Annotated in this window: 23 protein-coding genes; 17 read left to right on the top strand and 6 right to left on the bottom strand. The window is 69.7% G+C overall.

The genetic code is table 11. From position 1 onward, the window contains the following. Positions 1–19 precede the first annotated feature (19 nt). Together mtr and M3330_RS02445 are read right to left on the bottom strand one after the other, a co-directional pair. A complete protein-coding gene (gene mtr, locus M3330_RS02450) occupies positions 20–1,393 on the bottom strand; it encodes a mycothione reductase (RefSeq protein WP_255026861.1) in 1,374 nt (457 codons plus the stop codon). Continuing rightward, positions 1,390–2,460, bottom strand: a complete 1,071-nt coding sequence (locus tag M3330_RS02445) for an alpha/beta hydrolase (RefSeq protein WP_255026859.1) — start codon at positions 2,458–2,460, stop codon at positions 1,390–1,392. Before M3330_RS02445 ends, mtr begins: the two co-directional genes overlap by 4 nt. Before the next feature lie 241 nt (positions 2,461–2,701). Between M3330_RS02445 and mqo the strand changes: the two genes are divergently transcribed. The 4 genes from mqo to M3330_RS02425 all read left to right on the top strand — a co-directional run bounded on the left by mqo (position 2,702) and on the right by M3330_RS02425 (position 8,169). After that, entirely contained in the window at positions 2,702–4,174 is a 1,473-nt protein-coding gene (gene mqo / locus M3330_RS02440; protein ID WP_232512698.1) for a malate dehydrogenase (quinone), read from the top strand. A 96-nt stretch (positions 4,175–4,270) separates the two neighbouring features. Further along, positions 4,271–5,533: a uroporphyrinogen-III C-methyltransferase gene (cobA, locus tag M3330_RS02435; protein WP_255026855.1), complete on the top strand. Its 1,263-nt coding sequence runs from the start codon at positions 4,271–4,273 to the stop codon at positions 5,531–5,533. A 59-nt stretch (positions 5,534–5,592) separates the two neighbouring features. After that, a complete protein-coding gene (locus M3330_RS02430; RefSeq protein WP_232238113.1) occupies positions 5,593–7,014 on the top strand; it encodes an MFS transporter in 1,422 nt (473 codons plus the stop codon). A 72-nt stretch (positions 7,015–7,086) separates the two neighbouring features. Next, on the top strand, positions 7,087–8,169 hold the full coding sequence (locus M3330_RS02425; protein WP_255026854.1) for an aromatic acid exporter family protein: 1,083 nt from the start codon (positions 7,087–7,089) through the stop codon (positions 8,167–8,169). Here the strand turns inward: M3330_RS02425 and yaaA are convergent. Further along, the gene (yaaA, locus tag M3330_RS02420; RefSeq protein WP_019289140.1) at positions 8,162–8,905 is read right to left on the bottom strand and encodes a peroxide stress protein YaaA; all 744 of its coding nucleotides are present in this window, start codon (positions 8,903–8,905) and stop codon (positions 8,162–8,164) included. The genes M3330_RS02425 and yaaA overlap by 8 nt on opposite strands. 53 nt (positions 8,906–8,958) lie before the next feature. Between yaaA and M3330_RS02415 the strand changes: the two genes are divergently transcribed. After that, positions 8,959–10,692 (top strand): proline--tRNA ligase, encoded by a 1,734-nt coding sequence (locus tag M3330_RS02415; RefSeq protein ID WP_024100656.1) that lies wholly within the window; start codon positions 8,959–8,961, stop codon positions 10,690–10,692. A gap of 119 nt (positions 10,693–10,811) precedes the next feature. Further along, positions 10,812–11,471 carry an O-methyltransferase gene (locus M3330_RS02410; protein WP_255026853.1) on the top strand — a complete coding sequence of 220 codons (660 nt, stop codon included), beginning with the start codon at positions 10,812–10,814 and terminating at the stop codon, positions 11,469–11,471. A gap of 38 nt (positions 11,472–11,509) precedes the next feature. On the opposite strand, the gene M3330_RS02405 is transcribed toward M3330_RS02410, so the two are convergent. After that, positions 11,510–11,953, bottom strand: a complete 444-nt coding sequence (locus tag M3330_RS02405; protein WP_006554231.1) for a ferritin-like domain-containing protein — start codon at positions 11,951–11,953, stop codon at positions 11,510–11,512. After that, entirely contained in the window at positions 11,950–12,441 is a 492-nt protein-coding gene (locus tag M3330_RS02400; protein ID WP_255028809.1) for a hypothetical protein, read from the bottom strand. Before M3330_RS02400 ends, M3330_RS02405 begins: the two co-directional genes overlap by 4 nt. Before the next feature lie 156 nt (positions 12,442–12,597). Between M3330_RS02400 and rimP the strand changes: the two genes are divergently transcribed. From rimP to truB, 11 genes are all read left to right on the top strand, one after another. Next, complete coding sequence (gene rimP, locus M3330_RS02395; protein ID WP_033096519.1) at positions 12,598–13,197, top strand: ribosome maturation factor RimP; 600 nt, start codon at positions 12,598–12,600, stop codon at positions 13,195–13,197. After that, complete coding sequence (nusA, locus tag M3330_RS02390) at positions 13,194–14,222, top strand: transcription termination factor NusA (RefSeq protein ID WP_006554228.1); 1,029 nt, start codon at positions 13,194–13,196, stop codon at positions 14,220–14,222. Before rimP ends, nusA begins: the two co-directional genes overlap by 4 nt. 44 nt (positions 14,223–14,266) lie before the next feature. Beyond that, positions 14,267–14,575, top strand: a complete 309-nt coding sequence (locus tag M3330_RS02385; protein ID WP_006554227.1) for a YlxR family protein — start codon at positions 14,267–14,269, stop codon at positions 14,573–14,575. Positions 14,576–14,779: 204 nt separating this feature from the next. Continuing rightward, positions 14,780–17,659 carry a translation initiation factor IF-2 gene (gene infB, locus M3330_RS02380; RefSeq protein WP_024100657.1) on the top strand — a complete coding sequence of 960 codons (2,880 nt, stop codon included), beginning with the start codon at positions 14,780–14,782 and terminating at the stop codon, positions 17,657–17,659. 124 nt (positions 17,660–17,783) lie between these two features. Beyond that, positions 17,784–18,074 carry a DUF503 domain-containing protein gene (locus M3330_RS02375; protein ID WP_006551275.1) on the top strand — a complete coding sequence of 97 codons (291 nt, stop codon included), beginning with the start codon at positions 17,784–17,786 and terminating at the stop codon, positions 18,072–18,074. A gap of 53 nt (positions 18,075–18,127) precedes the next feature. Further along, positions 18,128–18,586 (top strand): 30S ribosome-binding factor RbfA, encoded by a 459-nt coding sequence (gene rbfA / locus M3330_RS02370; RefSeq protein ID WP_006551274.1) that lies wholly within the window; start codon positions 18,128–18,130, stop codon positions 18,584–18,586. 88 nt (positions 18,587–18,674) lie between these two features. Continuing rightward, positions 18,675–19,622, top strand: a complete 948-nt coding sequence (locus M3330_RS02365; RefSeq protein WP_255028808.1) for a bifunctional oligoribonuclease/PAP phosphatase NrnA — start codon at positions 18,675–18,677, stop codon at positions 19,620–19,622. 71 nt (positions 19,623–19,693) lie between these two features. Next, positions 19,694–21,010, top strand: a complete 1,317-nt coding sequence (locus tag M3330_RS02360; protein WP_051121545.1) for an MATE family efflux transporter — start codon at positions 19,694–19,696, stop codon at positions 21,008–21,010. A 3-nt stretch (positions 21,011–21,013) separates the two neighbouring features. Beyond that, complete coding sequence (locus tag M3330_RS02355; RefSeq protein ID WP_006551271.1) at positions 21,014–21,952, top strand: metallophosphoesterase; 939 nt, start codon at positions 21,014–21,016, stop codon at positions 21,950–21,952. Between the two features lie 41 nt (positions 21,953–21,993). After that, a complete protein-coding gene (gene npt / locus M3330_RS02350; RefSeq protein WP_033096709.1) occupies positions 21,994–22,656 on the top strand; it encodes a 4'-phosphopantetheinyl transferase Npt in 663 nt (220 codons plus the stop codon). Next, positions 22,656–23,579, top strand: a complete 924-nt coding sequence (gene truB / locus M3330_RS02345; RefSeq protein ID WP_019289147.1) for a tRNA pseudouridine(55) synthase TruB — start codon at positions 22,656–22,658, stop codon at positions 23,577–23,579. The genes npt and truB overlap by 1 nt, the downstream gene beginning before the upstream one ends. Before the next feature lie 31 nt (positions 23,580–23,610). On the opposite strand, the gene M3330_RS02340 is transcribed toward truB, so the two are convergent. Next, the gene (locus tag M3330_RS02340; protein WP_006551268.1) at positions 23,611–24,303 is read right to left on the bottom strand and encodes a metal-dependent transcriptional regulator; all 693 of its coding nucleotides are present in this window, start codon (positions 24,301–24,303) and stop codon (positions 23,611–23,613) included. Between the last annotated feature and the right edge of the window lie 14 nt (positions 24,304–24,317).

Genomic DNA, 24,317 nt, shown 5'->3' with positions numbered 1-24,317 from the left:
TGCTCGGAGACCCCGAAGTTCAGAGACCCAGCAGGGCGTTCTCGACGAGTTCGGGCAGCGCGGGGTGGATCCAGTACTGCCCGGTCGCCATCTCCCGCGCGGGCAGACCGAACGACATGGCCTGGATGAGGGGCTGGATGACCGTCGACGCCTGGGCCCCGATGATGTGGGCGCCGAGCAGCAGACCCGTCGACCGATCGGCGATCAGCTTGCAGAAACCTTCGGTGTCCTCCATGGCCCAGCCGTAGGCGACGTTGCCGTAGTCCTGGATCTTGACGGAGATGTCGAATCCCACCTCCCGGGCCTCGGCCTCGGTGAGACCGACCGACGCGATCTGCGGATCGGTGAACACCGCGGAGGGGACGTAGCGGTGGTCCGTCCGCTGCAGACCCGTGGTGTCGCCGCCCCACGCGTCGTGCAACAGGTTGTGCTGGACGACCCGAGCCTCGTGGTTGGCCACGTGCTTGAGCTGGTAGGGCGACGACACGTCGCCGAGGGCGAACACACCTGCCGCGGACGTGCGCTGGAACTCGTCGACCACGATCCGGCCCTTCGCATCGAGTTCGATGCCGGCCGCCGCGGCGTCGAGCAGGTCACCGTTGGGCTGCCGACCTGTCGCGACGAGCAGGGCGTCGCCGCTCACGACGGTGCCGTCGGCGAGTTCGACCTCCACGCCGTCGCCGACCGGACGGAACGCCCGGGCCGGATTGGCGAGGTGGACGTCCCACTTGGCCGCGGCGAGCGCCGTGAACCGCTCGGAGACGTCGGCGTCGAGGTGCCGCAGTAGACGGTCGGTCCGCGCGATCACCGACACCCGCGTGCCGAGCGCCGAGAAGACGTGGGCGAACTCCATCGCGATGAAACCCGTCCCGAGGATTACGAGGGACTCGGGCAGTTTAGGCAACCGCATGATGCCGTCGCTCGTGTGATATCTCACACCGGAATCGAGTACCTCCTGCGGGATCGCGGGCCGCGAACCGGCCGCGACGACCACCTGGTCCGCGGTGATCACCTCACCGGTTCCGGTGTCGATGCGGCGCTCGCCGACGAACCGCGCGTGACCGTCGTAGACGGTGACGTTCGCGCAGTCCTCGCGGCGGTAGCGCTCGCCGCCCGCAGCGATGGGATCGATGCGACCGAAGACCCGGTCGACGATGTCGTTCCACCGCACTCCGTCGATCGACGCGTCGACGCCGTACTTCGCCGCGGTGCGGACCGTGTGGGCGACCTCCGCGGCGTAGACGTACATCTTCGTGGGGATGCAGCCCACGTTGAGGCAAGTGCCCCCGAAGGTGCCTTCTTCGAGGAGAGCGACGCGCTTCCCGTCGTACCGCTCGTCGAGGATCGAATTCCCCGATCCTGTGCCGATGATCGCGAGGTCGTAGTGGGTCACGCGTGCTCTCCCGTGAGTCGGTGCAGTGCGGAAACGGTGGCGGAGTCGTCGGAGTCGTCGGCCTCGGTTCGGGAACCGGAGGTGTCCGCCTCGTCCGCTCCGTCCAACCATTCCAGCCACAAGTCCAATTCCCGGAAGGCCTCCGCCAGGGGACCGGGTGTGGACAGGAACACGTCGTGACGGGCACCGTCGATCGGCACGATCGTCGTGCGGTTGCCGAGGCATCCCGCCCATCGGGCTATCTGGCGGACGTCGAGGACCGCGTCGACGGTGTCGACGCTCGCGTCGTACCGCGGAGCGAAGCGCGAGGCACCGGACCGCAGGATCAGCGACGGCACCCCGATGTCGAGCCCGCGGTGCAGGACGGCCTGGCCCCGCCGCACGGCACGTAACCAGCCGAAGCGGACGGGGAACCCGGTCAACGGCTTCCAGTCGAGGTCGTAGCGCCAGCCGTCGCACTGCAGGCTGCGGCCGTAGGCCTCGGTCTTCGGCAGCGGTATGAGCGCGCGCGGGCGGAGGCGGCCGACGATGTCGACGGCCGCCGTGCCGACATTGCGCAGGTAGGACGGTCCCTGCAGGTCGAACCACGGACTGTTCAGGACGAGACCCACGATGCCCGCCGCGGCAACCCCGCCGGGCCGGCGACGGAGACGGTCGAGCCACAACGGCAGGACGAGCCCGCCCGTCGAGTGGGCCGCCAGCAGCACACCGCCACCGACCTCCTCGCGCACCACGCGCAGCGCCTGGTCGAGTTCGGCGTCGTAGTGGGAGAGATCGGTGACGAAGTGAGGGGTGTGCCCGGGTGCCCGCGAACGACCGCACTTGCGCAGGTCCAGCGCGAAGAAGCGGTAACCGCGCGCCGCGAAGTGCTCGGCGAGGTGCTGCTGGAAGAAGTAATCGGTGAAGCCGTGGACGTAGAGCACCGCCCGGTCGGGGAGATCGGTAGACGGAGGCTGGTAGCGCACCAGGGTCGCCGAGATCTCGCCTTCGCCGTCGGGGTCGGTGCCCAGCGGCAGTTCGAGCTGTTCGTAGCCGTCTCCGAGGACGTCAGGACGCCAAGTAGTCACTATCACACCCTAGGTGTGTTCGCCGACCACCGCTCATGGGTACACAATGAGGTGAAATGAAACGCCGGACCACGCGCGGGTAACCTGTCGGTCGCATTCGCGCGCCGCGTTGACGGGACACCCACGCGAGACGGTACCTCCGTACTTCGGCGGCGCGTGCGAACCAGACAAGGAAGTCGATTTCCCAGTGTCAGAGAACGTAGTAGCGAAAACCGATGTAGTGCTCGTGGGCGCGGGCATCATGAGCGCAACCCTCGGTGCGTTGTTGCGTCAGGTGCAGCCCGACTGGTCGATCACCGCGTTCGAGCGCCTCGACGCCGCGGCCGCCGAGAGCAGCGACCCCTGGAACAACGCCGGTACGGGCCACTCCGCGCTGTGTGAGCTCAACTACACTCCTGAGAAGCCGGACGGTTCGGTCGACATCGCGAAGGCCGTCAACGTCAACGAGCAGTTCCAGGTCTCGCGCCAGTTCTGGGCGTACGCCGTCGACAACGGCATTCTGTCCGACCCCAAGAACTTCATCAATCCGGTTCCGCACGTCAGCTTCGTACACGGCGCCGAGAACGTGAAGTACCTGCGTGCCCGCTACGACGCCCTTGCCGGCCATCCCCTCTTCGAGGGCATGGAGTACACCGAGAGCCCCGAGGTCTTCACCGAGCGTCTGCCGCTCATGGGCAAGGGCCGCGACTTCTCCGACCCGGTTGCCCTGAATTGGACGCAGACCGGCACCGACATCGACTTCGGTGCCCTCACCAAGCAGCTCCTCAACCACGTCGCGGCCTCCGGCGGCACCGTCTTCTTCGGCCACGACGTCACCGACGTGTCCAAGCAGTCCGATGGCAGCTGGATCGTGAAGGTCCGCAACCGCCGCACCGGCGAGTCGCGCAAGGTCCAGGCGAAGTTCGTCTTCGTCGGCGCCGGCGGCGGCGCGCTGCACCTGCTGCAGAAGTCGGGCATCAAGGAGATCAAGGGCTTCGGTGGCTTCCCCGTCTCCGGTGCCTTCCTGCGCTGCACCAATCCCGAGGTCATCGCGCAGCACAGCGCCAAGGTCTACGGCAAGGCCGCGGTCGGTGCCCCTCCGATGTCGGTGCCGCACCTCGACACCCGCGTCATCGGCGGCAAGCAGGGTCTGCTCTTCGGTCCCTACGCCGGCTGGTCGCCCAAGTTCCTCAAACAGGGCGGCATCATGGACCTGCCCAAGTCCGTCAAGCCCGGCAACCTGATGTCGATGCTCGGCGTCGGCGTCACCGAGCTCGGCCTGGTCAAGTACCTCGTCGGTGAGCTCATGCAGTCGCCCGCCGACCGCATCGGCACCCTCGCCGAGTTCGTGCCCGAGGCGCGCCTCGAGGACTGGGAGCTCATCGTCGCCGGCCAGCGTGTGCAGGTCATCCGCCGCAAGGGTGCGGGCGGTGTCCTCGAGTTCGGTACCGCCGTGGTCAACGCGGGTGACGGTTCGATCGCCGGTCTGCTCGGTGCGTCGCCGGGTGCCTCGACGGCCGTTCCGGCCATGCTCGACGTCCTCGAGCGCTGCTTCCCGCAGCAGTGGGCGGGCTGGCAGTCCAAGCTCCGCGAAATGGTCCCGTCGCTCGGTCTGAAGCTGTCCGACAACCCCGACCTGTTCCGCCAGGTATGGGACCACAGCACGAAGTCGCTGCAGCTCGACGTCGTCTCCGACACCGTGGCCGAGGCACCCGCAGAGGCCGCCGCGGTCTGATCCGATCATTGCACCTGTGGCCCGGGGCGATGCCCGGGCCACAGGTGTCCCGAAGGTGGGTCCGATCGGATTCGCCCCGACACGAGAGATGGGGAGATGCCCGTGTCCGCTGCCGCTGAGGACGAGACCAGTTACCTGGTCGGACTCGATCTCCGTGGACGCCGCGTCGTGATCGTCGGAGGAGGCAGCGTCGCGCAGCGGCGTCTCGGTCTGCTCGTCGCGTCCGGTGCCGACGTCCACGTGGTCGCCCGGGCCGCGACCCCCGTGGTCGAGAGCATGGCGACGAAGGGCCGCATCTCCCTCGACCTGCGCGACTACCGCGACGGCGACCTCGACGGCGCGTGGTACGCCATGGCCTGCACCGACGAACCCGAGACCAACGCAGCGGTCGTCGCCGAAGCCGAACGCAACAGGATCTTCTGCGTCCGCGCGGACAACGCCCGTCACGGCAGCGCCGTCACCCCCGCCACGGCCCGCTACGAGGGTCTGACCGTCGGCGTCCTCGCCGGTGGCGACCACCGCCGGTCCGCCGCCGTGCGCACCTCGATCCGTGACGCCCTCGCCGGAGCGGCCGTCGCCGAGTTCGCCGAGACCGCGCCGAAGCCGGTCGGCGTCGCCCTAGTGGGCGGAGGACCGGGCGATCCCGACCTGATCACCGTGCGCGGTCGACGCCTCCTCACCCGCGCCGACGTGGTCGTCGCCGACCATCTCGCCCCGCAGGAACTGCTCGCGGAACTCGACTCGCACGTCGAGGTGATCGACGCGGCGAAGCTCCCGTACGGACGGGCCATGGCCCAGCAGGTCATCAACGAGACCCTCATCGACCGCGCAAAGGCCGGCAAGTTCGTCGTCCGACTCAAGGGCGGCGACCCGTACGTCTTCGGTCGCGGTTACGAGGAGCTCGAGGCCTGCACCGCGGCCGGCATCCCGGTGACCGTCGTCCCCGGCATCACCAGCGCGATCTCCGTGCCGTCCGCGGCCGGGATCCCCGTCACCCACCGTGGGGTCACCCACGAATTCGTCGTGGCCAGCGGCCACGTCGCGCCCGGACATCCCGACTCGCTCACCGACTGGGACGCGCTCGCCAAGCTGCGCGGCACCCTGGTCCTGCTCATGGCCGTCGAACGCATCGAGCAGTTCGCCGACGCCCTGATCGCCGGCGGACGTCCCACCGACACCCCCGTGGTCGTCGTGCAGGAGGGCACGCTGAGCAGCCAACGTGTGGTGCGTGCCGATCTGTCGACCGTCGCGCACCGCGTCCGCGACGAGGGCGTGCGCCCGCCCGCGATCATCGTGATCGGGCCGGTGGCCGCATTCGGACTCGATCCGCGGACCGGCTCCGACTCGGACGGTGGGTAACATTGGAACACGTGTCAGCCACCTCGCATCCGTCGGCCACCCGCGCGGTCGCTCTGGCCATGCTGGTCCTCAGCGGTCTCCAGTTGATGGTCGTTCTCGACGGAACGGTCGCGAATCTCGCGCTCGCTCCGCTGCAGAGCGATCTGGGACTGTCGGATTCGGGTCGCAACTGGGTCCTCACCTCGTACGCCCTCGCGTTCGGCGGACTGATGCTCCTCGGCGGCCGCCTGGGCGACAGCTACGGGCGCAAACGCATGTTCATGGGCGGGGTCGGCCTGTTCACCCTGGCGTCCCTTCTGTGCGGGCTGGCGACCGGCGAAGCGACGCTCATCGGCGCCCGCGCCCTGCAGGGTGTCGGGGCCGCGGTCGCGTCCCCGACCGCTCTCGCGCTCGTTGCGACGACCTTCGCCGCAGGCCCGGCACGCAACCGCGCCATCGCGGTCTTCGCCGCCATGACCGGCGTCGGGTCCATCGCGGGACTCATCCTCGGTGGGGCCCTCACACAGGTGTCGTGGCGCTGGATCTTCCTCATCAACGTCCCCATCGGTGTGCTCATCGTCGTGCTCGCCGCGATCGCGCTGCGTGAGACCGCGTCCGAACGCCTCGCGCTCGACGTTCCCGGCGCGATCCTCGCGACGCTCGGCTGCACCGGTCTGGTCTTCGGTCTCACCGAGGGCCCCGAACTCGGCTGGTCGAGCCTTCCGGTGATCGGTGCTGTCGCCGCGGGCTTCGTGCTGCTGGGACTGTTCCTGCTCGCCGAGCGGCGGGCCGAGAACCCGCTGCTGCCGTTCGTGCTGTTCCGGAACAAGGACCGCGTCGCGACCTTCGTGGCGATCTTCTTCGCGGGTGCGGTGATGTTCAGCCTCGCGGCCTTCGTCGCCCTGTTCGTACAGGACATTCTCGGCTACAGCCCACTCTCCGCGGGCCTGGCGTTCGTGCCGTTCGCCTTCGGTCTCGGAGGCGCCGCCGCGGTGTCGTCGAAGATGGTCGCGCGGATCGAACCCCGCTGGCTGGTGGTCACCGGCTCGGTGATCATGACGGTGAGCCTGCTCTACGGATCGACGATGGACGGCAGCGTCCGCTACTTCCCGACCCTGTTCGTGCTGGTGCTCGTCGTCGGTTTCGGCGTCGGACTGGCCGTCGTCCCGCTGCCGCTGTGCGCGATCTCCGGGGTGGGTCCGCACGAGATCGGACCGCTCTCGGCGATCGCGCAGGTCGCAACGACCCTCGGAGGTCCGATCGGCCTCGGTGTGATCGGTGCGATGGCCACCTCGCGGACGATGTCGCTCGGCGGTGTCTCGGGGGCCGTCGCCGGCATGACCGACGCCCAGCTCGTCGCGCAGGGCGAGGGTTACATGTTCGCGCTGGTCGGCTGCGCCGTCTGCGCGGTGATCGCCGGTATCGCGGCTCTGTTCATCCGCTTCACCCCCGAAGAGGTCGCCCAGGCGCAGGAAGCCGAGAAGGCCGCGCAGACGTCCTGATCCCGGGACCGTCGGCGCGGCGGATGAGTTTGCTCACGCCTGCCACGCACGACCCCCGGGTACCCGACACTCATGCAGGTCGGTGTTCTCGAACGGGGCAGATTCGTCGGATCGTGGATGGTCCGCGCGGTGCGCGAGGCCGGACACGAGCGGTACGTTGCCCTCCAGGCGTTCCGGTCCACGCTCGCCGCGGTCGTCGCGTGGCTCGTCGTGACCGAGGTCTTCCACTTCCAGCAGGCCTTCCTCGCGCCCTACGTCGCGGTCTTCCTCGTCGAGGCGACACTCGTGCGCTCGCTCCAGCAGGCGGTGGTGCAGGTCGGGGCGGTGGTTGCGGGTCTGCTGGTCGCGGTCGTGGTGACGCGGCTCGTGGAGTCGACGACCGCTGCAATCGGCATCGCCGTGGCGATCGGCTACTTCGCGGGTCGCTGGCGACGGTTCGGGGCCAGTGGCATCTGGGTGGCGATCACCGCGCTGCTGGTGATCGCGACGGGCGCCTCGGACAGCCCGATCCTGCTCGGTGAACGACTCGCGGAGACGGCGATCGGCGCGGCGATCGGCGTGGCCGTGACGGCGCTGGTCTTCCCGCCGGTGTACTCGGCGGGCAAGGAGGCCCGCGAACTCACCGGTGAGCTGCGCGACCTGCTGCGGGACATGGCGTCCGGATGCCGTGAGGGATCGTCGGGGGTGCGGGACTGGGTGCAGCGCGCGCGGGGCATCGACAGCCTCGTGCAACGCGCCTTCGAGGAATCACGGTGGGCGCACGAGAGTGCCCGGATGAACCCACGCCCCGCCGCTGCACGGGCCGGGGAATGGGCACGTCGCTGGGACCGGACCCTCGACGACCTCTCGTCGGTGTCCAGCGCTGTCGAGGAACTCGCGCACGCTCTGGACCCCGTACTCGGCGACGACGTCGCCGAAGCCGACCGTCGCCGCCTGCGGACGGCGATCGCAGCGATGCTCGACGCCCTCGCCGAGATGGTCGATGCCGTGGGGGCGGGCCGGGAGGTCGACCCCGACGGGACATGCCGCAGCAATCTCACCGAACTCGAACGGTTCGCCACCGAATCGGACGACCTGGTCCTGACCGCGCGACTCGGCGCCGTCCTGCACACGGCTCGCCGGATCGTCGCGGCGATGGGACACGAGGTCAGGTGAGCACGACCAGCTCGGTCGGCGACTCCACCTCGACCCTCAGTCCCGCCTTCGTCGCGACGCGGGCGAGCGCTCCGATATCGCTCGGCTCCGCGCGGGTGAGGACCAACGCGCGGGCCAGCAGGCCCTTGTGGTGCTTGTTGAAGTGGCTGACGACCTTGCGGGTGCCGTCGGGCTGCTCGGTGAGCACGGTTGCGGTCACCGCACCCAGCACGGGACCGAGCTGCTGGTAGACCCCGGAGCGGAGATCGACCACGAGGTCGCCGCCGGCCTCGGCCACCAGCGCGTCGGTGAGCTCGTTCCGCCACACGGACTTCACGGTGCCGAAGCCGGGCAGTTTCGACCCTCCGGAGAGGCGGTAGGCGGGGATCGGATCCGCAGCCCGGACCGCGCCGAACAGCGCCGACCCGATGCCCAGGCGTCGATAGGCCTTGTCGCGCTGCGCCTTCGTGAAGGCTCCCGCGTCGAGCGCGTCGTACAGCACGCCGGTGTACCGCTCCAGCGCCGGGCGGGTGGGGGAGACCCACAACTTCGCGTTGCGTTCGATCTCGTCGGCGCCCTTCGTACCCAGCCCGAGTGCGCGGCTCGACTCCTCGGGGTCGGCGGAGAGGTCGACGAGGGCCTGCACGAGCATCTCCCGCGTCTCCGTCAACTGCGGCATCGACAGGTCGGCGAGATCGAGCGGTCCGCCGTCGCCGCCGTCGGACTTGGTTTCGGAAGGGGGGAGAAGCACCAGCACAACCGGTAACCGTACCGACGTCGCGGAAGGTGGCCACGGTAGGCTGCACGGTCGTGATCACCCGCATGTCGCACCTGTTCCTCCGCACCCTCCGAGACGACCCGGCCGACGCCGAGGTCGCGAGCCACAAGCTGCTGGTCCGAGCCGGATACGTGCGACGAATCGCGCCAGGTGTGTACTCGTGGCTGCCTCTGGGGCTGCGGGTGCTGCGGCAGATCGAGCGGGTGGTGCGCGAGGAGATGAACTCCATCGGAGCGCAGGAGATCGCTCTGCCCGCGCTGCTGCCGCGCGAACCCTACGAGGCCACCAACCGGTGGACGGAATACGGCGACAGCCTGTTCCGGCTGAAGGACCGCAAGGGCGGCGACTACCTCCTCGGACCCACCCACGAGGAGCTCTTCGCGCTCACCGTCAAGGGCGAGTACAACTCCTACAAGGACTTCCCGGTCACGCTCTACCAGATCCAGACGAAGTACCGCGACGAGGAGCGCCCCCGCGCCGGCATCCTCCGCGGTCGCGAGTTCGTCATGAAGGACTCCTACAGCTTCGACCTCACCGACGAGGGCCTGGCCGACTCGTACAAGGCGCACCGCGACGCCTACGAGCGCATCTTCGCGCGTCTCGGCGTGAAGTACGTGATCGTCTCGGCCACCTCCGGTGCGATGGGTGGCAGCGCCTCCGAGGAGTTCCTGGCCGACTCGCCTGCGGGTGAGGACACCTACGTGCGGTGCCTCCAATCCGGCTACGCGGCGAACGTCGAAGCGGTGAAGACGCTCGCGCCGGAACCGCTGCCGATCGACGGACAGCCCGAGGCGGTCGTGCACGATACCCCCGGCACCCCGACGATCGCCTCGCTCGTCGCCGCGGCGTCGGAGGTCCTCGGCCGGGAGGTCACCGCGGCCGAGACGCTCAAGAACGTCATGGTCAAGGTCCGGCAGCCCGGTGGCGAGTGGGAGCTGCTCGGCATCGGCATCCCCGGCGACCGCGAGGTCGACGACAAGCGCCTCGAGGCCTCGCTCGAACCCGCCGAGGTCGAGTTGCTCACCGACGCCGACTTCGAGGCCAATCCCTTCCTCGTCAAGGGCTACATCGGCCCGAAGGCGCTGCTCGCCAACGGTGTCCGCTACCTCGTCGACCCCCGCGTGGTCGACGGCACCAGCTGGATCACCGGCGCCGACGAGCAGGGCAAGCACGTCTTCGGGCTGGTCGCAGGTCGCGACTTCACCCCGGACGGCACGATCGAGGCCGCCGAGGTGCGCGACGGCGATCCGTCGCCCGACGGAGCCGGCCCGCTCCTCTCCGCCCGCGGCATCGAGATCGGCCACGTCTTCCAGCTCGGCCGCAAGTACACCGATGCCTTCGCGGTGGACGTCCTCGGCGAGAACGGCAAGCCCGTCCGCCCCACGATGGGCTCCTACGGCGTCGGCGTGTCACGCCTCGTCGCGGTGGTCGCCGAACAGCAGCACGACGAGAAGGGCCTGCGCTGGCCGTCGGAGATCGCACCGTTCGATGTGCACCTGGTCATCGCCAACAAGGACGAGCAGGCCCGCGAAGGCGCCGAGAACCTCGCCGAGGAACTCTCGAACGCCGGCCTCGAGGTGCTCCTCGACGACCGCAAGGCGTCGCCCGGCGTGAAGTTCAAGGACTCGGAGCTGCTCGGCATGCCGCTCGTCGTCGTGGTCGGCCGCGGCTTCGCCGACGGCAAGGTCGAGGTCCGCGACCGTTTCTCCGGCGAGGCCGACGAACTGCCGATCGGTGAGGTCGTCCAGCGCATCGTCAACCGCTGACGCTCTTATTCGCCGATACAGGCGGAACCCGGTGTCCCTGCGACCTGCCGTCGCGGGGGCACCGGCGTATGTGGCAGAAGTCGCCGTGGTGCGCTGCGCGCCGAACCACAATGAGGTACATGGCCGACAACTGGAGTGCGACCGACAACTACCTCACCGACGTGCTGATCGGCGACGATCCTGCGCTGAGCTCAGCGCTCGAGGCGAACGCCGCAGCGGAACTGCCGCCCATCGACGTGTCCGCGCCGCAGGGCAAGTTCCTGCACCTGCTCGCACGGATCCGGGGTGCCCGCCGGGTCCTGGAGATCGGCACCCTCGGCGGATACTCGACCATCTGGCTTGCCCGGGCCGTCGGGGAGTCCGGCCGGGTGGTCACCCTCGAATACGAGCGCAAGCACGCCGAGGTGGCCCGCGCCAATCTCGACCGCGCCGGCGTCGGTGACCGTGTGGACATCCGAGTCGGCCCCGCCCTGGACTCGCTGCCGGGCCTGGTCGACGAGGATCCCTTCGACCTGGTGTTCATCGACGCCGACAAGGAGAACAACAGCAACTACGTGCGCGCGTCGCTCGGGCTGTCGCGACCCGGCACCGTCATCGTCGTCGACAACGTGGTGCGGGCAGGGGCCATCGTCGATCAGGGCAGCGACGACGAACGGGTCCGCGCGTCGCGGGACGTGCTCGAACTGCTCGCCCGCGAACCGCGCCTCGACGCGACGGCGTTGCAGACCGTCGGATCGAAGGGCTGGGACGGCTTCGCGCTGGCGGTCGTGACCGGGTGACCCGTGCTTCGGAGTCGACCGGATCGAGGCCGACCGGATCAGGGTTGACCGGGGAAGGCCACCGACGGCACGACTCCGCGGCTCTGCCGCCACCGCGCCGCCCGCAGGGCCGCCTCGGTGAGTGCGTCCACGGCCGTGGCCCGGGTGGCCTCGCTGCGTGCCCGTTCGACGACGGACCGCCACGCGACCGCGGTGTCGCTCTCTATCTGTTCGGCGAGCTGCGCGGCGGACGCGGCGTCGATCACCGGGAACGGCACGGTGTAACCGGGTGCCGCGACCGGCGGCTCGACGCTCGCGGCGCGCAACGCCTCGATCGTTGCATCACGGCGTGCGCGGTGCGCTGCGGTGTCCTCCGCCACGGCGTTCGCGCGGGCGGGATCCGCGAAGGCCGCGACCACGCCGTATCCGAAGACCGCCGCGTGTTCGGCCTCGAGGGCGTCGACGAGGGCCTGCTGTTCGGAACCGAGTTCGGGCGAGCTCACGGCAACATCACCGCCGTCTGCACGGCGCAGGACGCGCTGATCGAGGCGAGCAGACCCGCGCGGTAACCCGAGAGCGTGCATGCGAGGTCGGCGGCTTCGCGCTGCGACCGGTTCAACCGCTCACGGAGCGCCTCGACGGTCGGCAGCTCACCGGTGGGAGTGGTCACGGTGGTCGACGGGGGAGTGAAACTCGTCGTGGCGCCCTCCATCCGGGCGATCTCGACCTCGAGCGCGTCGGCGTGGGAGGTCCGCTCGGCCGCGATCGTGGTGAGCGGCGCGGACAGCTCCGGCGCCCGCGCGACCAGCGCGGTCGCGATCGCTGCGTCGGTGCGGGCGCGGGTCGCCTGACCCGCCAGCGGATCCGGTTCGGCGGCATCCTCGTCGGAGGCGCCGCACGCGGTGATCGTCGTGATTCCGAATCCACCGACGGCGACCGACGACCATCGCAGGAGGGTTCGTCGGGAGACGGTGGGACGGTCGAGTGGCATCGGCACCGGACCATCCTGCCAGTCGCGTCGTCCGACGAAGGACGCCGCCCTGGTCACAGCAGCAGGAGACGCGGGTTAGGCTTGATGTCTGCCGGTACGCATCCGTTCCGGCCCGCTGTCCGCTGCGACCACAACTGAACGAGGAGCCCGCCCGCCATGCCTGTGCCGCCCCCGGAGAGGATCGTCGAGCTCGTCTCCGATCTGCTCGCCAGAGAGGGATACGACCTCGAGGACGTGGTGGTCACGGCCGCCGGAAAGCACAGTACGGTGCGCCTCCTCGTCGACAGCGACGCAGGTCTCGGTCTCGACGAGGCGGCCCGCCTGAGCAGGATCGTCTCCGAGGCCTTCGACGGAGTCTCGGACTTCGGCGAGTCGCCCTACGTCCTGGAGGTCACCAGCCCCGGGATCGGCCGGCCCCTGACCGAGCCCCGCCACTGGCGGCGCGCTCAGGGTCGCAAGACGAAGGTGGAACTGGCCGACGAGACCCTCGTCGCACGCATCGGCGAGCTCGTCGGCGACGAGATCAGGCTCGTCCTGCCCGATCGGTCCGGGCCGGTCGTGCGTTCGGTCCCGCTCTCGGCGGTGCGCAGAGCGGTGGTGGAGGTGGAGTTCTCCCCGCCGCCACCGAGGGAACTCGAGCTCGCGGGCGGGGTTCCGGACGGCCGGGTCGCGGCCGGGGAGCTGGCCGAAGGGCCCGAGGACGAGACGGGCAGCGACGACCACGACGAGACGAACGAAACGAAGGTGGACAAGTGAATATCGAGATCGCCGCCCTGCGCATGCTCGAGGCGGAGAAGAACATCCCGTTCGACGAGCTGATCGCGACGCTCGAGACGGCCCTGCTCACGGCGTACAGGCACGTCGACGGACACCAGCCGCACGCGCGGGTCGTGGTCGACACGAAGACCGGCGCCATCCAGGTCCTCGCCGAGGAGCGCGACGCCGACGGCAACCTGATCGCCGAGTGGGACGACACTCCCGAGGACTTCGGCCGGATCGCGGCGACCACCGCGCGTCAGGTCATCATGCAGCGCATCCGCGACGCCGAGCACGAACAGCGCTTCGGTGAGTTCGCGACCCACGAGGGTGAGATCGTCAGCGGCGTCGTGCAGCGCGACTCGCGTGCCAACGCCCGCGGCATGGTCGTCGTGAAGATCGGCGGCGAGACGAACAACGCCGAGGGACTGATCCCGCCGGCCGAGCAGGTGCCGGGGGAGTCCTACGAGCACGGCGACCGCATCAAGTGCTACGTCGTGGGCGTCTCCCGCGGACAGCGCGGCCCGCAGATCACCCTGTCGCGGACACATCCCAATCTGGTGCGCAAGTTGTTCGCCCTCGAGGTCCCGGAGATCGCCGACGAGTCGGTGGAGATCGTCGCCGTCGCCCGCGAGGCCGGGCACCGCTCGAAGATCGCCGTGCACTCGACCGTCCCCGGCCTCAACGCCAAGGGTGCGTGCATCGGACCGATGGGGCAGCGGGTGCGCAACGTGATGCGCGAACTCGGCGAGGAGAAGATCGACATCATCGACTACGACGAGGACCCCGCGAAGTTCGTGGGCAACGCACTGTCGCCGTCGAAGGTGGTGTCGGTCACGGTCGTCGACCCCGACGCGCGCGCCGCCCGGGTGGTCGTTCCCGACTTCCAGTTGTCCCTCGCGATCGGCAAGGAAGGGCAGAACGCCCGGCTCGCGGCCCGGCTGACCGGCTGGCGGATCGACATCCGCAGCGACGCGGCACCGGCCGGGAACGACGATTCGCGCGGCGGCTCGACAGGCGCGTAGGAGTGGGATGCGGGATTCCGGGCAAATCAGCGGTACAGTGGTCGATGGTTCAGCATGACCTGTCCTCGACCGGCGGGGAACGCGCCACTACGGTGCGGACCTGTGTCGGATGTCGGCAGCGAACGCTGGCTGCCGAACTGCTCCGGGTGGTGGCGCGCGAGAAGGAACCGTCAGGTTTCGCCGTGATTCCCGATCCCCGACGCAGGCTTCCCGGGCGAGGTGCTTGGTTGCATCCCAACCCGGAATGTCTGGGCCTGGCGGTTCGGCGTCGAGCATTCGGCAGGGCACTGCGCGTGACCGGGTATCCGGACACCACAGCGCTGGATCAGCTGGTCGGGTCCACGGCACAGTGATCACGGACGCATCGAGTCGGCCTCGGCCGGGTACGACGATCGTGGGAACGACGACGAGGAACACCAACAGTGACATCGCACTCTGAGAAGAACAGGCACGAACACTCATGAGCACACCGTGAAGCACCAGCGATGAACGTCCATCGGAGATAACCCGAGGTCGTGCGGGCAGTCGGCCGCTCGACCTCATCAGTGAGGAGAGCAGTGGCAGGCAAGGCCCGCGTGCACGAGTTGGCGAAAGAACTCGGTGTCACCAGCAAGGAACTACTCGCACGCCTGAAGGAACAGGGCGAGTTCGTCAAGTCCGCGTCGTCGACCGTCGAACCGCCGGTCGCGCGTCGACTGCGCGAATCGTTCGGTAAGACCGAAGGCGATGCAGCCGCGAAGGCTGCACCCAACCCCGCACCGAAGCCCGGTGCCCCCCGGCCGGGTCCCCGGCCCACCCCTGCGAGCCCGGCCCCCGCGGCCGAGACCGCGCGTCCGAAGCCCGGCGCACCGAAGCCGGCTGCTCCCAAGCCCGCTCCGGCACCGGAGGAGCCCGCGGCTCCCGCGCCGCAGGCCCCCGCTGCCCAAGCGGCACCGCAGTCCCCGGCTGCTCAGGCTCCCAGCGCGACGCCGCAGGCTCCCGCGGCCAAGCCCGGCCCCAAGCCGGCCGGTCCGCGTCCGGGTCCGAAGACCCCGCGCGTCGGTAACAACCCGTACTCCTCGGCTCCGGCCGAGCGTCCCGCTCCGCGTCCGGGTGCCCCGCGCCCCGGCCCGGGCGGACCGCGTCCTACCCCCGGACAGGGCGGCCCCCGCCCCACGCCCGGACAGGGACGTCCTGCAGCAGGCCCCGGTGGCCCGCGTCCCGGACCCGGCCAGGCCGGTCCGCGTCCGGCTCCCGGACAGGGCGGTCCCCGCCCCGCGCCCGGACAGGGCGGTCCCCGTCCGTCCCCGGGTTCGATGCCCCCGCGTCCCAACCCGGGTGCGATGCCGCAGCGTGCTGCGCGTCCGGCCGCATCCGGTCGTCCGGGTCGTCCGGGCGGAGCTCCCGGTGGACGTCCCGGTGGCGGTGGCGGCGGCTACCGCGGTGGCGGCGCCGGTGGCGGCGCACCTGCAGGTGCAGGTGCTCCCGGTGGTTTCCGCGGTCGTCCCGGTGGCGGTGGCGGTGGACGCGGTCGCGGCGGTGCAGCCGGCGCGTTCGGTCGTCCCGGTGGCGCTCCGCGTCGTGGTCGTAAGTCGAAGCGGCAGAAGCGGCAGGAATACGATTCGATGCAGGCGCCGTCGGTCGGCGGCGTGCGGTTGCCGCGTGGCAACGGCGAGACCATCCGTCTCGCTCGCGGCGCATCGCTGTCCGACTTCGCCGAGAAGATCGACGCGAACCCGTCGGCCCTGGTGCAGGCGCTGTTCAACCTCGGTGAGATGGTCACGGCCACTCAGTCGGTGAACGACGACATCCTCGAGCTGCTCGGCTCGGAGATGAACTACGTCGTGCAGGTCGTCTCGCCCGAGGATGAGGACCGCGAGCTGCTCGAGTCGTTCGACATCCAGTACGGCGAGGACGAGGGCGGCGAGGAAGACCTCCAGCAGCGTCCGCCGGTGGTCACCGTCATGGGTCACGTCGACCACGGCAAGACCCGCCTGCTCGACACGATCCGGAAGGAGAACGTCGGCGAGGGTGAGGCCGGTGGCATCACCCAGCACATCGGTGCCTACCAGGTGATGACGCACCTCAACGGTGAAGATCGCCTGATCACCTTCATCGACACCCCGGGTCACGAGGCGTTCACCGCGATGCGTGCCCGCGGCGCGAAGGCGACGGACATCGCGATCCTCGTGGTCGCAGCCGACGACGGCGTCATGCCGCAGACGGTGGAGGCGATCAACCACGCACAGGCCGCCGATGTCCCGATCGTGGTCGCGGTGAACAAGATCGACAAGGAGGGTGCGAACCCTCAGAAGATCCGTCAGCAGCTCACCGAGTACGGGCTGGTGGCGGAGGAGTACGGCGGCGACACCATGTTCGTCGACATCTCCGCGAAGCAGAACCTCAACATCGACCAGCTGCTCGAAGCGGTGCTGCTCACCGCCGACGCAGCGCTCGATCTGCGGGCCAACCCGGACATGGAGGCGCAGGGCGTCGCCATCGAGGCGCACCTCGACCGCGGTCGCGGTCCGGTGGCCACGGTGCTCATCCAGCGCGGCACTCTGCGGGTCGGCGACTCGATCGTCGCCGGCGACGCCTACGGCCGCGTGCGCCGCATGGTCGACGAACACGGCGAGGACGTGCTCGAGGCACTGCCTTCGCGTCCGGTCCAGGTCGTCGGCTTCACGTCGGTGCCCGGCGCCGGGGACAACCTCGTCGTCGTCGAAGAGGACCGCATCGCGCGTCAGATCGCCGACCGGCGTAATGCCCGCAAGCGCAACGCGCTCGCAGCACGTAGCCGTAAGCGCATCAGCCTCGAGGATCTCGATGCCGCTCTCAAGGAGCACAACGAGCTCAACCTCATCCTCAAGGGCGACAACTCGGGTACCGTCGAGGCCCTCGAAGAGGCGCTCATGGGTATCGAGATCGACGACGAGGTGCGCCTGCGGGTCATCGACCGCGGTGTCGGTGGCGTCACCGAGACCAACGTCAACCTCGCTGCCGCGTCGAACGCCGTGATCATCGGCTTCAACGTCCGTGCCGAGGGCAAGGCCACCGAGCTCGCGAACCGCGAGGGTGTCGACATCCGCTACTACTCGGTCATCTACCAGGCGATCGACGAGGTGGAGAAGGCCCTCAAGGGCATGCTCAAGCCGATCTACGAGGAGGTCGAGCTCGGCCGCGCCGAGATCCGCGCCATCTTCAAGTCGTCGAAGGTCGGCAACATCGCGGGTTGCCTCGTGCAGTCCGGCATCGTCAAGCGCAACGCGAAAGCCCGCCTCATCCGCGACAGCAACGTCGTGGCCGAGACGGTCACCATCTCGTCGCTGCGCCGCGAGAAGGACGACGTCACCGAGGTCCGCGAGGGCTTCGAGTGCGGTTTGACGATCACCTACTCCGACATCAAGGTCGGCGACGTGATCGAGGCGTACGAGTTGCGCGAGAAGCCGCGCGACTGATCCACCCGCACCCGTGGCGGTGAACGATTCGTCGTTCGCCGCCACGGGTGTGTCGGGACGCCCGACCCGGCCGGCACGGAGCCGACCGGACGGCCGACCGGAGTGTCCTCGAGGAGAGAAGCGAATGTATCTGGGAGCGCTCGAACTCGACCTGCTGCTCGGCGACGTGCATTCGCTCAAGCAGAAGAGATCGGCGATCCGTCCGGTGGTCGCAGAACTGCGCCGGCTCGGGGTGTCCGCCGCCGAAACCGGGGAACACGATCTGTACCGCCGGGCGCAGGTGGGTGTGGCGGTCGTCGCCCCCGACCTCGCGCACGTCGGAGAGATACTGGACAAGTGTGAGCGGCTGGTCGCCCAGCGGCCCGAACTCGACCTGCTGTCGGTCAGACGCAGGCTGTACGGGCCCGAGGACTGATCCCGGCCGCACGACAGGCCGCCTGCCGGCGGCTACAGAAGGGAACGAACGACATGGCCGATCCAGCACGGGCTCGCCGACTCGCGAAGCGCATTGCCACCATCGTGGCCACCGCCATCGACCTCGAGATCAAGGATCCGCGCCTCGAGTTCGTGACGATCACCGACGCGAAGGTCACCGCGGATCTGCACGACGCCACCGTCTACTACACGGTCCGGGGCGCGGATCTGAACACCGAACCCGATCACGAGGCGGCTGCTGCCGGCCTCGAGAAGGCCAAGGGCGTGCTCCGCTCGAAGGTCGGCGCCGGCACCGGTGTGCGGTTCACCCCGACGCTGACGTTCGTCACCGACACCGTGCCCGACACGGCACGGCACATGGAGGAACTCCTCGCGCGCGCTCGCGCGGCCGACGACGAGGTCGCACGCGCCCGTGAGGGCGCCGTTCCGGCCGGCGATGCCGATCCCTACAAGGAATCCCGTGAGCGCGACGCCGGTGACGACGACGAATAACGCACCGGTGCCCGACCCGACTCCTCCGGTGGTCCCGTCGCACCGGGACGATGCCGGCGTCCCGTCCGGCCCGGCAGGATCCGTCGATCTGCACGGTGCCGCCGCACTGCTCGACGCGGCGGCCACCGTGACGGTGCTGTGCCACATCAACCCCGACGCCGACACTCTCGGCAGCGGGCTGGCCCTCGGGCTGGCGCTCGAGCGACGCGGTGTCACCGTGCAGGTCGCGTTCGGTTCGCCCGCGAACATGCCGGACTCGATGCGGTCGCTGCCGGGCGCACACCTGGTCACGCCGGTCGCGGAGGTACGCCGTGAGGCCGATCTCGTGGTGACCGTCGACTGCGGTACCGCGGGCCGTCTCGGTGTCCTGCGCGACCGTCTGAAGACCGCCCCGAACGTCCTGGTGATCGACCACCACCTGTCCAACACGCGGTTCGGCACCCACAACCTCGTCGACCCGGAGTCCGAGGCCACCGCGATGGTGCTCGCCGACCTCTTCGACGTGTGGGGTGTCGAGATCGACGCCGCACTCGCGCACTGCCTGTACGCGGGACTGGTGACCGACACCGGATCGTTCCGCTGGGGTCGCCCGCAGGCCCACGGACTTGCCGAGCGCCTGCTCGCCACCGGTATCGACGGCACGTCGATCACGCGGGCCCTGCTCGACACCCATCCCTTCGGGTGGTTGCCGATGCTGTCGTCGGTGCTGGCCACCGCCAGACTCGAACGCGACGCTGCTCAGGGCAGGGGACTGGTCTACGCCTTCGTCCGGCGCGCCGACTCCGCGCATCTCGGTCCGGAGGAGATCGAGAGCGTCATCGACATCGTGCGCACCACCGCCGAGGCCGAGGTCGCCGCGGTGTTCAAGGAGGTCGCTCCCGAGGAGTGGACCGTCTCGCTGCGCGCGAAGACCTCGGTGGACGTGTCCGCCGTCGCCACCGCACTCGGCGGCGGAGGACACCGCCTGGCGGCGGGGTACACCGCCCACGGCGACACCGATCGGATCGTCGCCGCCCTGCGCGGCGTGCTCGGTTGACTGCGTCCGGCGGGTCGCCCGCCTCTGAGACGCCCGGCGGCTCACGCGCTTCCGACGTCACCGGACGGCGGATCCTCGGGCTCGTCCTTCCCGCCCTCGGGGTGCTCGCGGCCGAACCGCTCTACCTGCTGTTCGACATCGCCGTCGTCGGCCGGCTGGGGGCGCTGCCCCTGGCCGGTCTCGCGATCGGCGGGTTGATCCTCGCGCAGGTGAGCACCCAGCTCACCTTCCTGTCGTACGGCACCACCGCGCGCGCGGCGCGTTTCCACGGTGCGGACCGGCACGACGACGCTGTCGGCGAGGGCGTGCAGGCGACCTGGCTCGCGATGATCGTCGGACTTGCGATCCTGCTCGTCGGCCAGGCGCTGGCCGGCCCCGTCGCGCGGCTGCTCGCCGGCGATGCCGAGATCGCCGACGCCGCCGTCTCGTGGCTGCGCGTCGCGCTGTTCGGGGCTCCCCCGATCCTCGTCGGCCTGGCCGGGAACGGTTGGATGCGCGGCGTCCAGGACACGATGCGGCCGCTGCGATTCGTCATCGCCGGCCTCGCCCTGTCGGCGGTGCTGTGCCCGGTACTGGTCCACGGACTGCTGGGCGCTCCCCGGTGGGAACTCGTCGGTTCGGCCATCGCCAACGTGATCGGGCAGTCCGTGACGGCCGTCCTGTTCGTCGTGGCGCTGCTGCGGTCCGGGGTTCCGCTGCGACCGCGACCCGCCGTGATCGGGGCACAGTTGCGGCTCGGACGTGACCTGATCGCGCGCAGCCTCGCATTCCAGGCCTGCTTCCTGTCCGCGGCGGCGGTGGCGTCGCGTTTCGGTGCGGCCGCGGTGGCCGGTCATCAGGTCGTGCTGCAACTGTGGACCTTCGTGACCCTCACCCTGGACTCGCTGGCGATCGCCGCGCAGGCCCTCGTCGGCGCCGCGCTCGGTGCGGCCGACCGCCGGGGCGCGACTCGCCTGGCGTGGCGGTTGTCGGCGTGGTCGGTGGTCTTCGCCGTCGTCCTCGCGGTGGTCTTCGTGGCGGGGAAGGATGTGATTCCTGATCTGTTCACCACCGATACCGAGGTGCTCGACCAGATCGGCGTCGCGTGGTGGTTCTTCGTCGCGATCATGCCGCTCGCGGGAATCGTCTTCGCACTCGACGGTGTTCTCCTCGGTGCGGGGGACGCCGCCTTCCTGCGCACCGCGACGCTGGCCTCGGCGCTGTTCGGCTTCCTGCCGTTGATCTGGTTGTCGCTCGCGTACGACTGGGGTCTGGCGGGTATCTGGACGGGGCTTACGGTGTTCATCGTGTTCCGGATGATCGCCGTCGTGTGGCGCACGCTCTCGGGACGATGGGCGGTGACGGGCGCGGACCGGCAGGTGTGCATCCAGGACGAGTCGGGAGGTTAGTGCGTGGCAGCGAAGCTGTGGGCGATCAGCGACATCCATGTGGGCCATCGGGGCAACCGGCCGGTCACCGAGGACCTGTATCCGGAGTCGCCCGACGACTGGTTGATCGTCGCGGGCGACGTGTCGGAGAAGACCGACGACATCCGGTGGGCGCTGTCGCTGCTCCGCAGCCGGTTCGCGAAGGTGATCTGGGTGCCCGGCAACCACGAACTGTGGACGACCGCCAAGGACCCGGTGCAGATGTTCGGGGTCGCGCGCTACGACTATCTCGTCACTATGTGCCGCGAACTCGACGTGCTCACCCCTGAGGATCCGTATCCGATCTGGGAGGGCGAGGACGGGCCGGTGGTGCTCGTGCCGATGTTCCTGCTCTACGACTACTCGTTCCTGCCGGAGGGCACCACGACGAAGGCGGACGGGCTCGCGCTGGCGCGCGAACGCAACGTCGTCGCGACCGACGAGTTCCTGCTGAAGCCGGATCCGTACATCACGCGCGACACCTGGTGCCGGGTACGCGTGGATCAGACCCGCGCCCGTCTCGACGCGCTCGACCCCGCCCTGCCCACCGTGCTGATCAACCACTTCCCGCTGGTGCGCGAACCCACGCGGATGCTGTTCTACCCCGAGTTCGCCCTGTGGTGCGGTACCACCGAGACGGCCGACTGGCACCTGCGCTACCGGGCGCTGTGCAGCGTGTACGGCCACCTGCATATCCCGCGGACCACCTACTACGACGGGGTGCGCTTCGAGGAGGTCTCGGTCGGCTACCCGCGCGAATGGCAGCGACGCGGCATGCCGGAGCAGCCCCTGCGGCAGATCCTCCCCGTCCCGGAGTATCCGCCGGGCAGCCTGAACAAGTGGGGCGGTCATTTCACCGTGACCCCCGAGATGGAAGCCGAGGCCGAGAAGATGCGGGCTCAACGAGAGAAGGAGTTGCGGTGACCGAACCGGACACCGGGCAGAAGACGGACACGCGCGGCGCGCTGATCGGGCGCATCGTGCCGGACGGCGTCGCTGCAGCCGAGTTGTTCGAGGACCCACCGGGACTGCGGCCGCATCCCCAGGAGGAGCCGCTCGTGGCGCGGGCCGTGGAGAAGCGGCGCCGCGAGTTCGCCGGTGCCCGTCATTGCGCCCGCCAGGCCATGCGCACCCTCGGCGTCGACCCCGCGCCGGTACTGCGCGGAGAGATGGGCGATCCCGTCTGGCCTCGCGGCGTCGTCGGCAGCCTCACCCACTGCGACGGCTATCGCGGTGCCGTGCTGGGCTATTCGCTGCAGATCCGATCGCTCGGCATCGACGCCGAACCGCACGACGTGCTCCCCGACGGGGTGCTGCCCGCGGTGAGCCTCGAACCCGAACGCGAGTGGCTCGCCTCGGCCGGCGACGACCTGCACTGGGACCGTCTGCTGTTCTGCGCCAAGGAGGCCACCTACAAGGCGTGGTTCCCGCTGACGAAGAGGTGGCTGGGCTTCGAGGACGCCCACATCACCTTCGAGCGCGACACCACCTCGGACGTGGTCACCGGCACCTTCCACTCGCGACTGCTCGTCCCCGGCGACACCCTCGACGGGCAGCCGCTGACGGGCTTCGACGGACGGTGGCTCATCGCCGACGGTCTCGTCCTCACCGCGATCACGGTGCGCTGATGAACGACGCCGCACCCCCGCAGGAACATCCGGCACTCGCCCGCGCAGGCCTGCTCGTCGTCGACAAGCCCGCCGGCATGACGAGCCACGACGTGGTGGCGCGCTGCCGCCGACTGCTCGGCACCCGCAAGGTCGGGCACGCGGGCACTCTCGACCCCATGGCGACGGGCGTGCTCGTCCTCGGCGTCGAGCGCGCCACCAAGCTGCTCGGGCTGCTCGCACTGACGACCAAGTCGTACACCGCGACGATCCGTCTCGGGCAGAGCACCGTCACGGACGACGCGGAAGGCGAGACCGTCGCGACCACCGATGCGACGCACGTGACCGACGAGCAGATCGGCGAGGGCGTGGCCGCGCTGACAGGCGACATCCAGCAGGTGCCCGCCAGCGTCAGCGCCATCAAGATCGACGGCAAGCGCGCCTACGCCCGCATGCGCGAGGGGGAGGCGGTCGAGTTGAAGGCCCGGCCGGTCACGGTCTCGCGGTTCGACGTCCTCGCCCGCCGCGATGTGCCCGGGAGCGGCTTCGTGGACGTCGACGTCGACGTGGACTGCTCGTCCGGCACCTACATTCGGGCGCTCGCACGCGATCTCGGCGCGGCCCTCGGAGTGGGCGGTCATCTCACGGCGCTGCGTCGCACGAAGGTCGGCCCGTTCGGCCTCGAACATGCCCGCACGCTCGAACAGCTCGCCGACGACCCGACGCCGAGCCTCGACATCGACGCGGCCGTGCGCACGGCCTTCGAGTGCCGCACCATCAGCGACGAGGAGGTGGGGCTGCTCGCGAACGGCCGCTGGCTCGAGCCCGTCGGGATCCACGGCGTCTACGGCGCCGTGGATGCGCAGGGTCGGGCTGCAGCGCTGCTGCAGGAGAAGGGCAAGCGGGCTGCGGCGGTGTTCGTGGTGCGCCCCTCCAACATGTGAGCGGGCTCGGACGGGCCGGATCGCAGCCGGCTCAGACGAGCCAGATCGCTTCCGCCGCCGGGTGACCGAGATCGATCGTGCGGCCCTCGGTCCGGCCCAACCGGACCGAGATGGTTCCGGCGAAGTCGCGACGTTCGAGCACGGTGATGTCGGTGTCGAGGGCGATCCCGACCTCGTCGAAGTAGCGCAGCATCGCGGGGTCGGAGTCGGAGATGCGGGCCACGCGGCCGTGGTCGCCGTCGTTGAACTCGCTCAGAGCGCGGGCGGGTGGTGACGGGATCGTGCCGTCGGGCGCCGGGATCGGGTCGCCGTGCGGGTCGCGTTCGGGATGACCGAGTTTGGTGTCGATCGCTGCGACCATCCGTTCGGAGACGGCGTGCTCGAGGATCTCGGCCTCGTCGTGCACTTCGTCCCACCCGTAGCCGAGCTCGCGGACCAGGAAGGTCTCGATGAGGCGGTGGCGCCGGACCATCGCCACGGCGGCCTGCCGGCCCTCGTCGGTGAGGGAGATCGCGCCGTAGCGCTCGTGGTCGACGAGTCCCTGGTCCGCGAGGCGGCGTACCGCTTCGGACACCGTGGACGCCGACACGCCCAGCTTCTCGGCGAGCAGCTTGGTGGAGATCTTCTCCCCGGACCACTCCTGGACCGTCCACATGATCTTGAGATAGTCCTGTGCGACCGAGGACAGCAGCTCGGTCGCGGTGGTCTCGTTACTCTCAGGCACGCGTCCAGCTTAGG

This window comes from Rhodococcus sp. GA1 (assembly GCF_024321955.1).
In the GTDB taxonomy this organism is placed as follows: domain Bacteria; phylum Actinomycetota; class Actinomycetes; order Mycobacteriales; family Mycobacteriaceae; genus Rhodococcus; species Rhodococcus pyridinivorans.
Note: the sequence above shows the minus strand (reverse complement) of the source record. Positions and strands in the feature narration are given on the sequence as shown.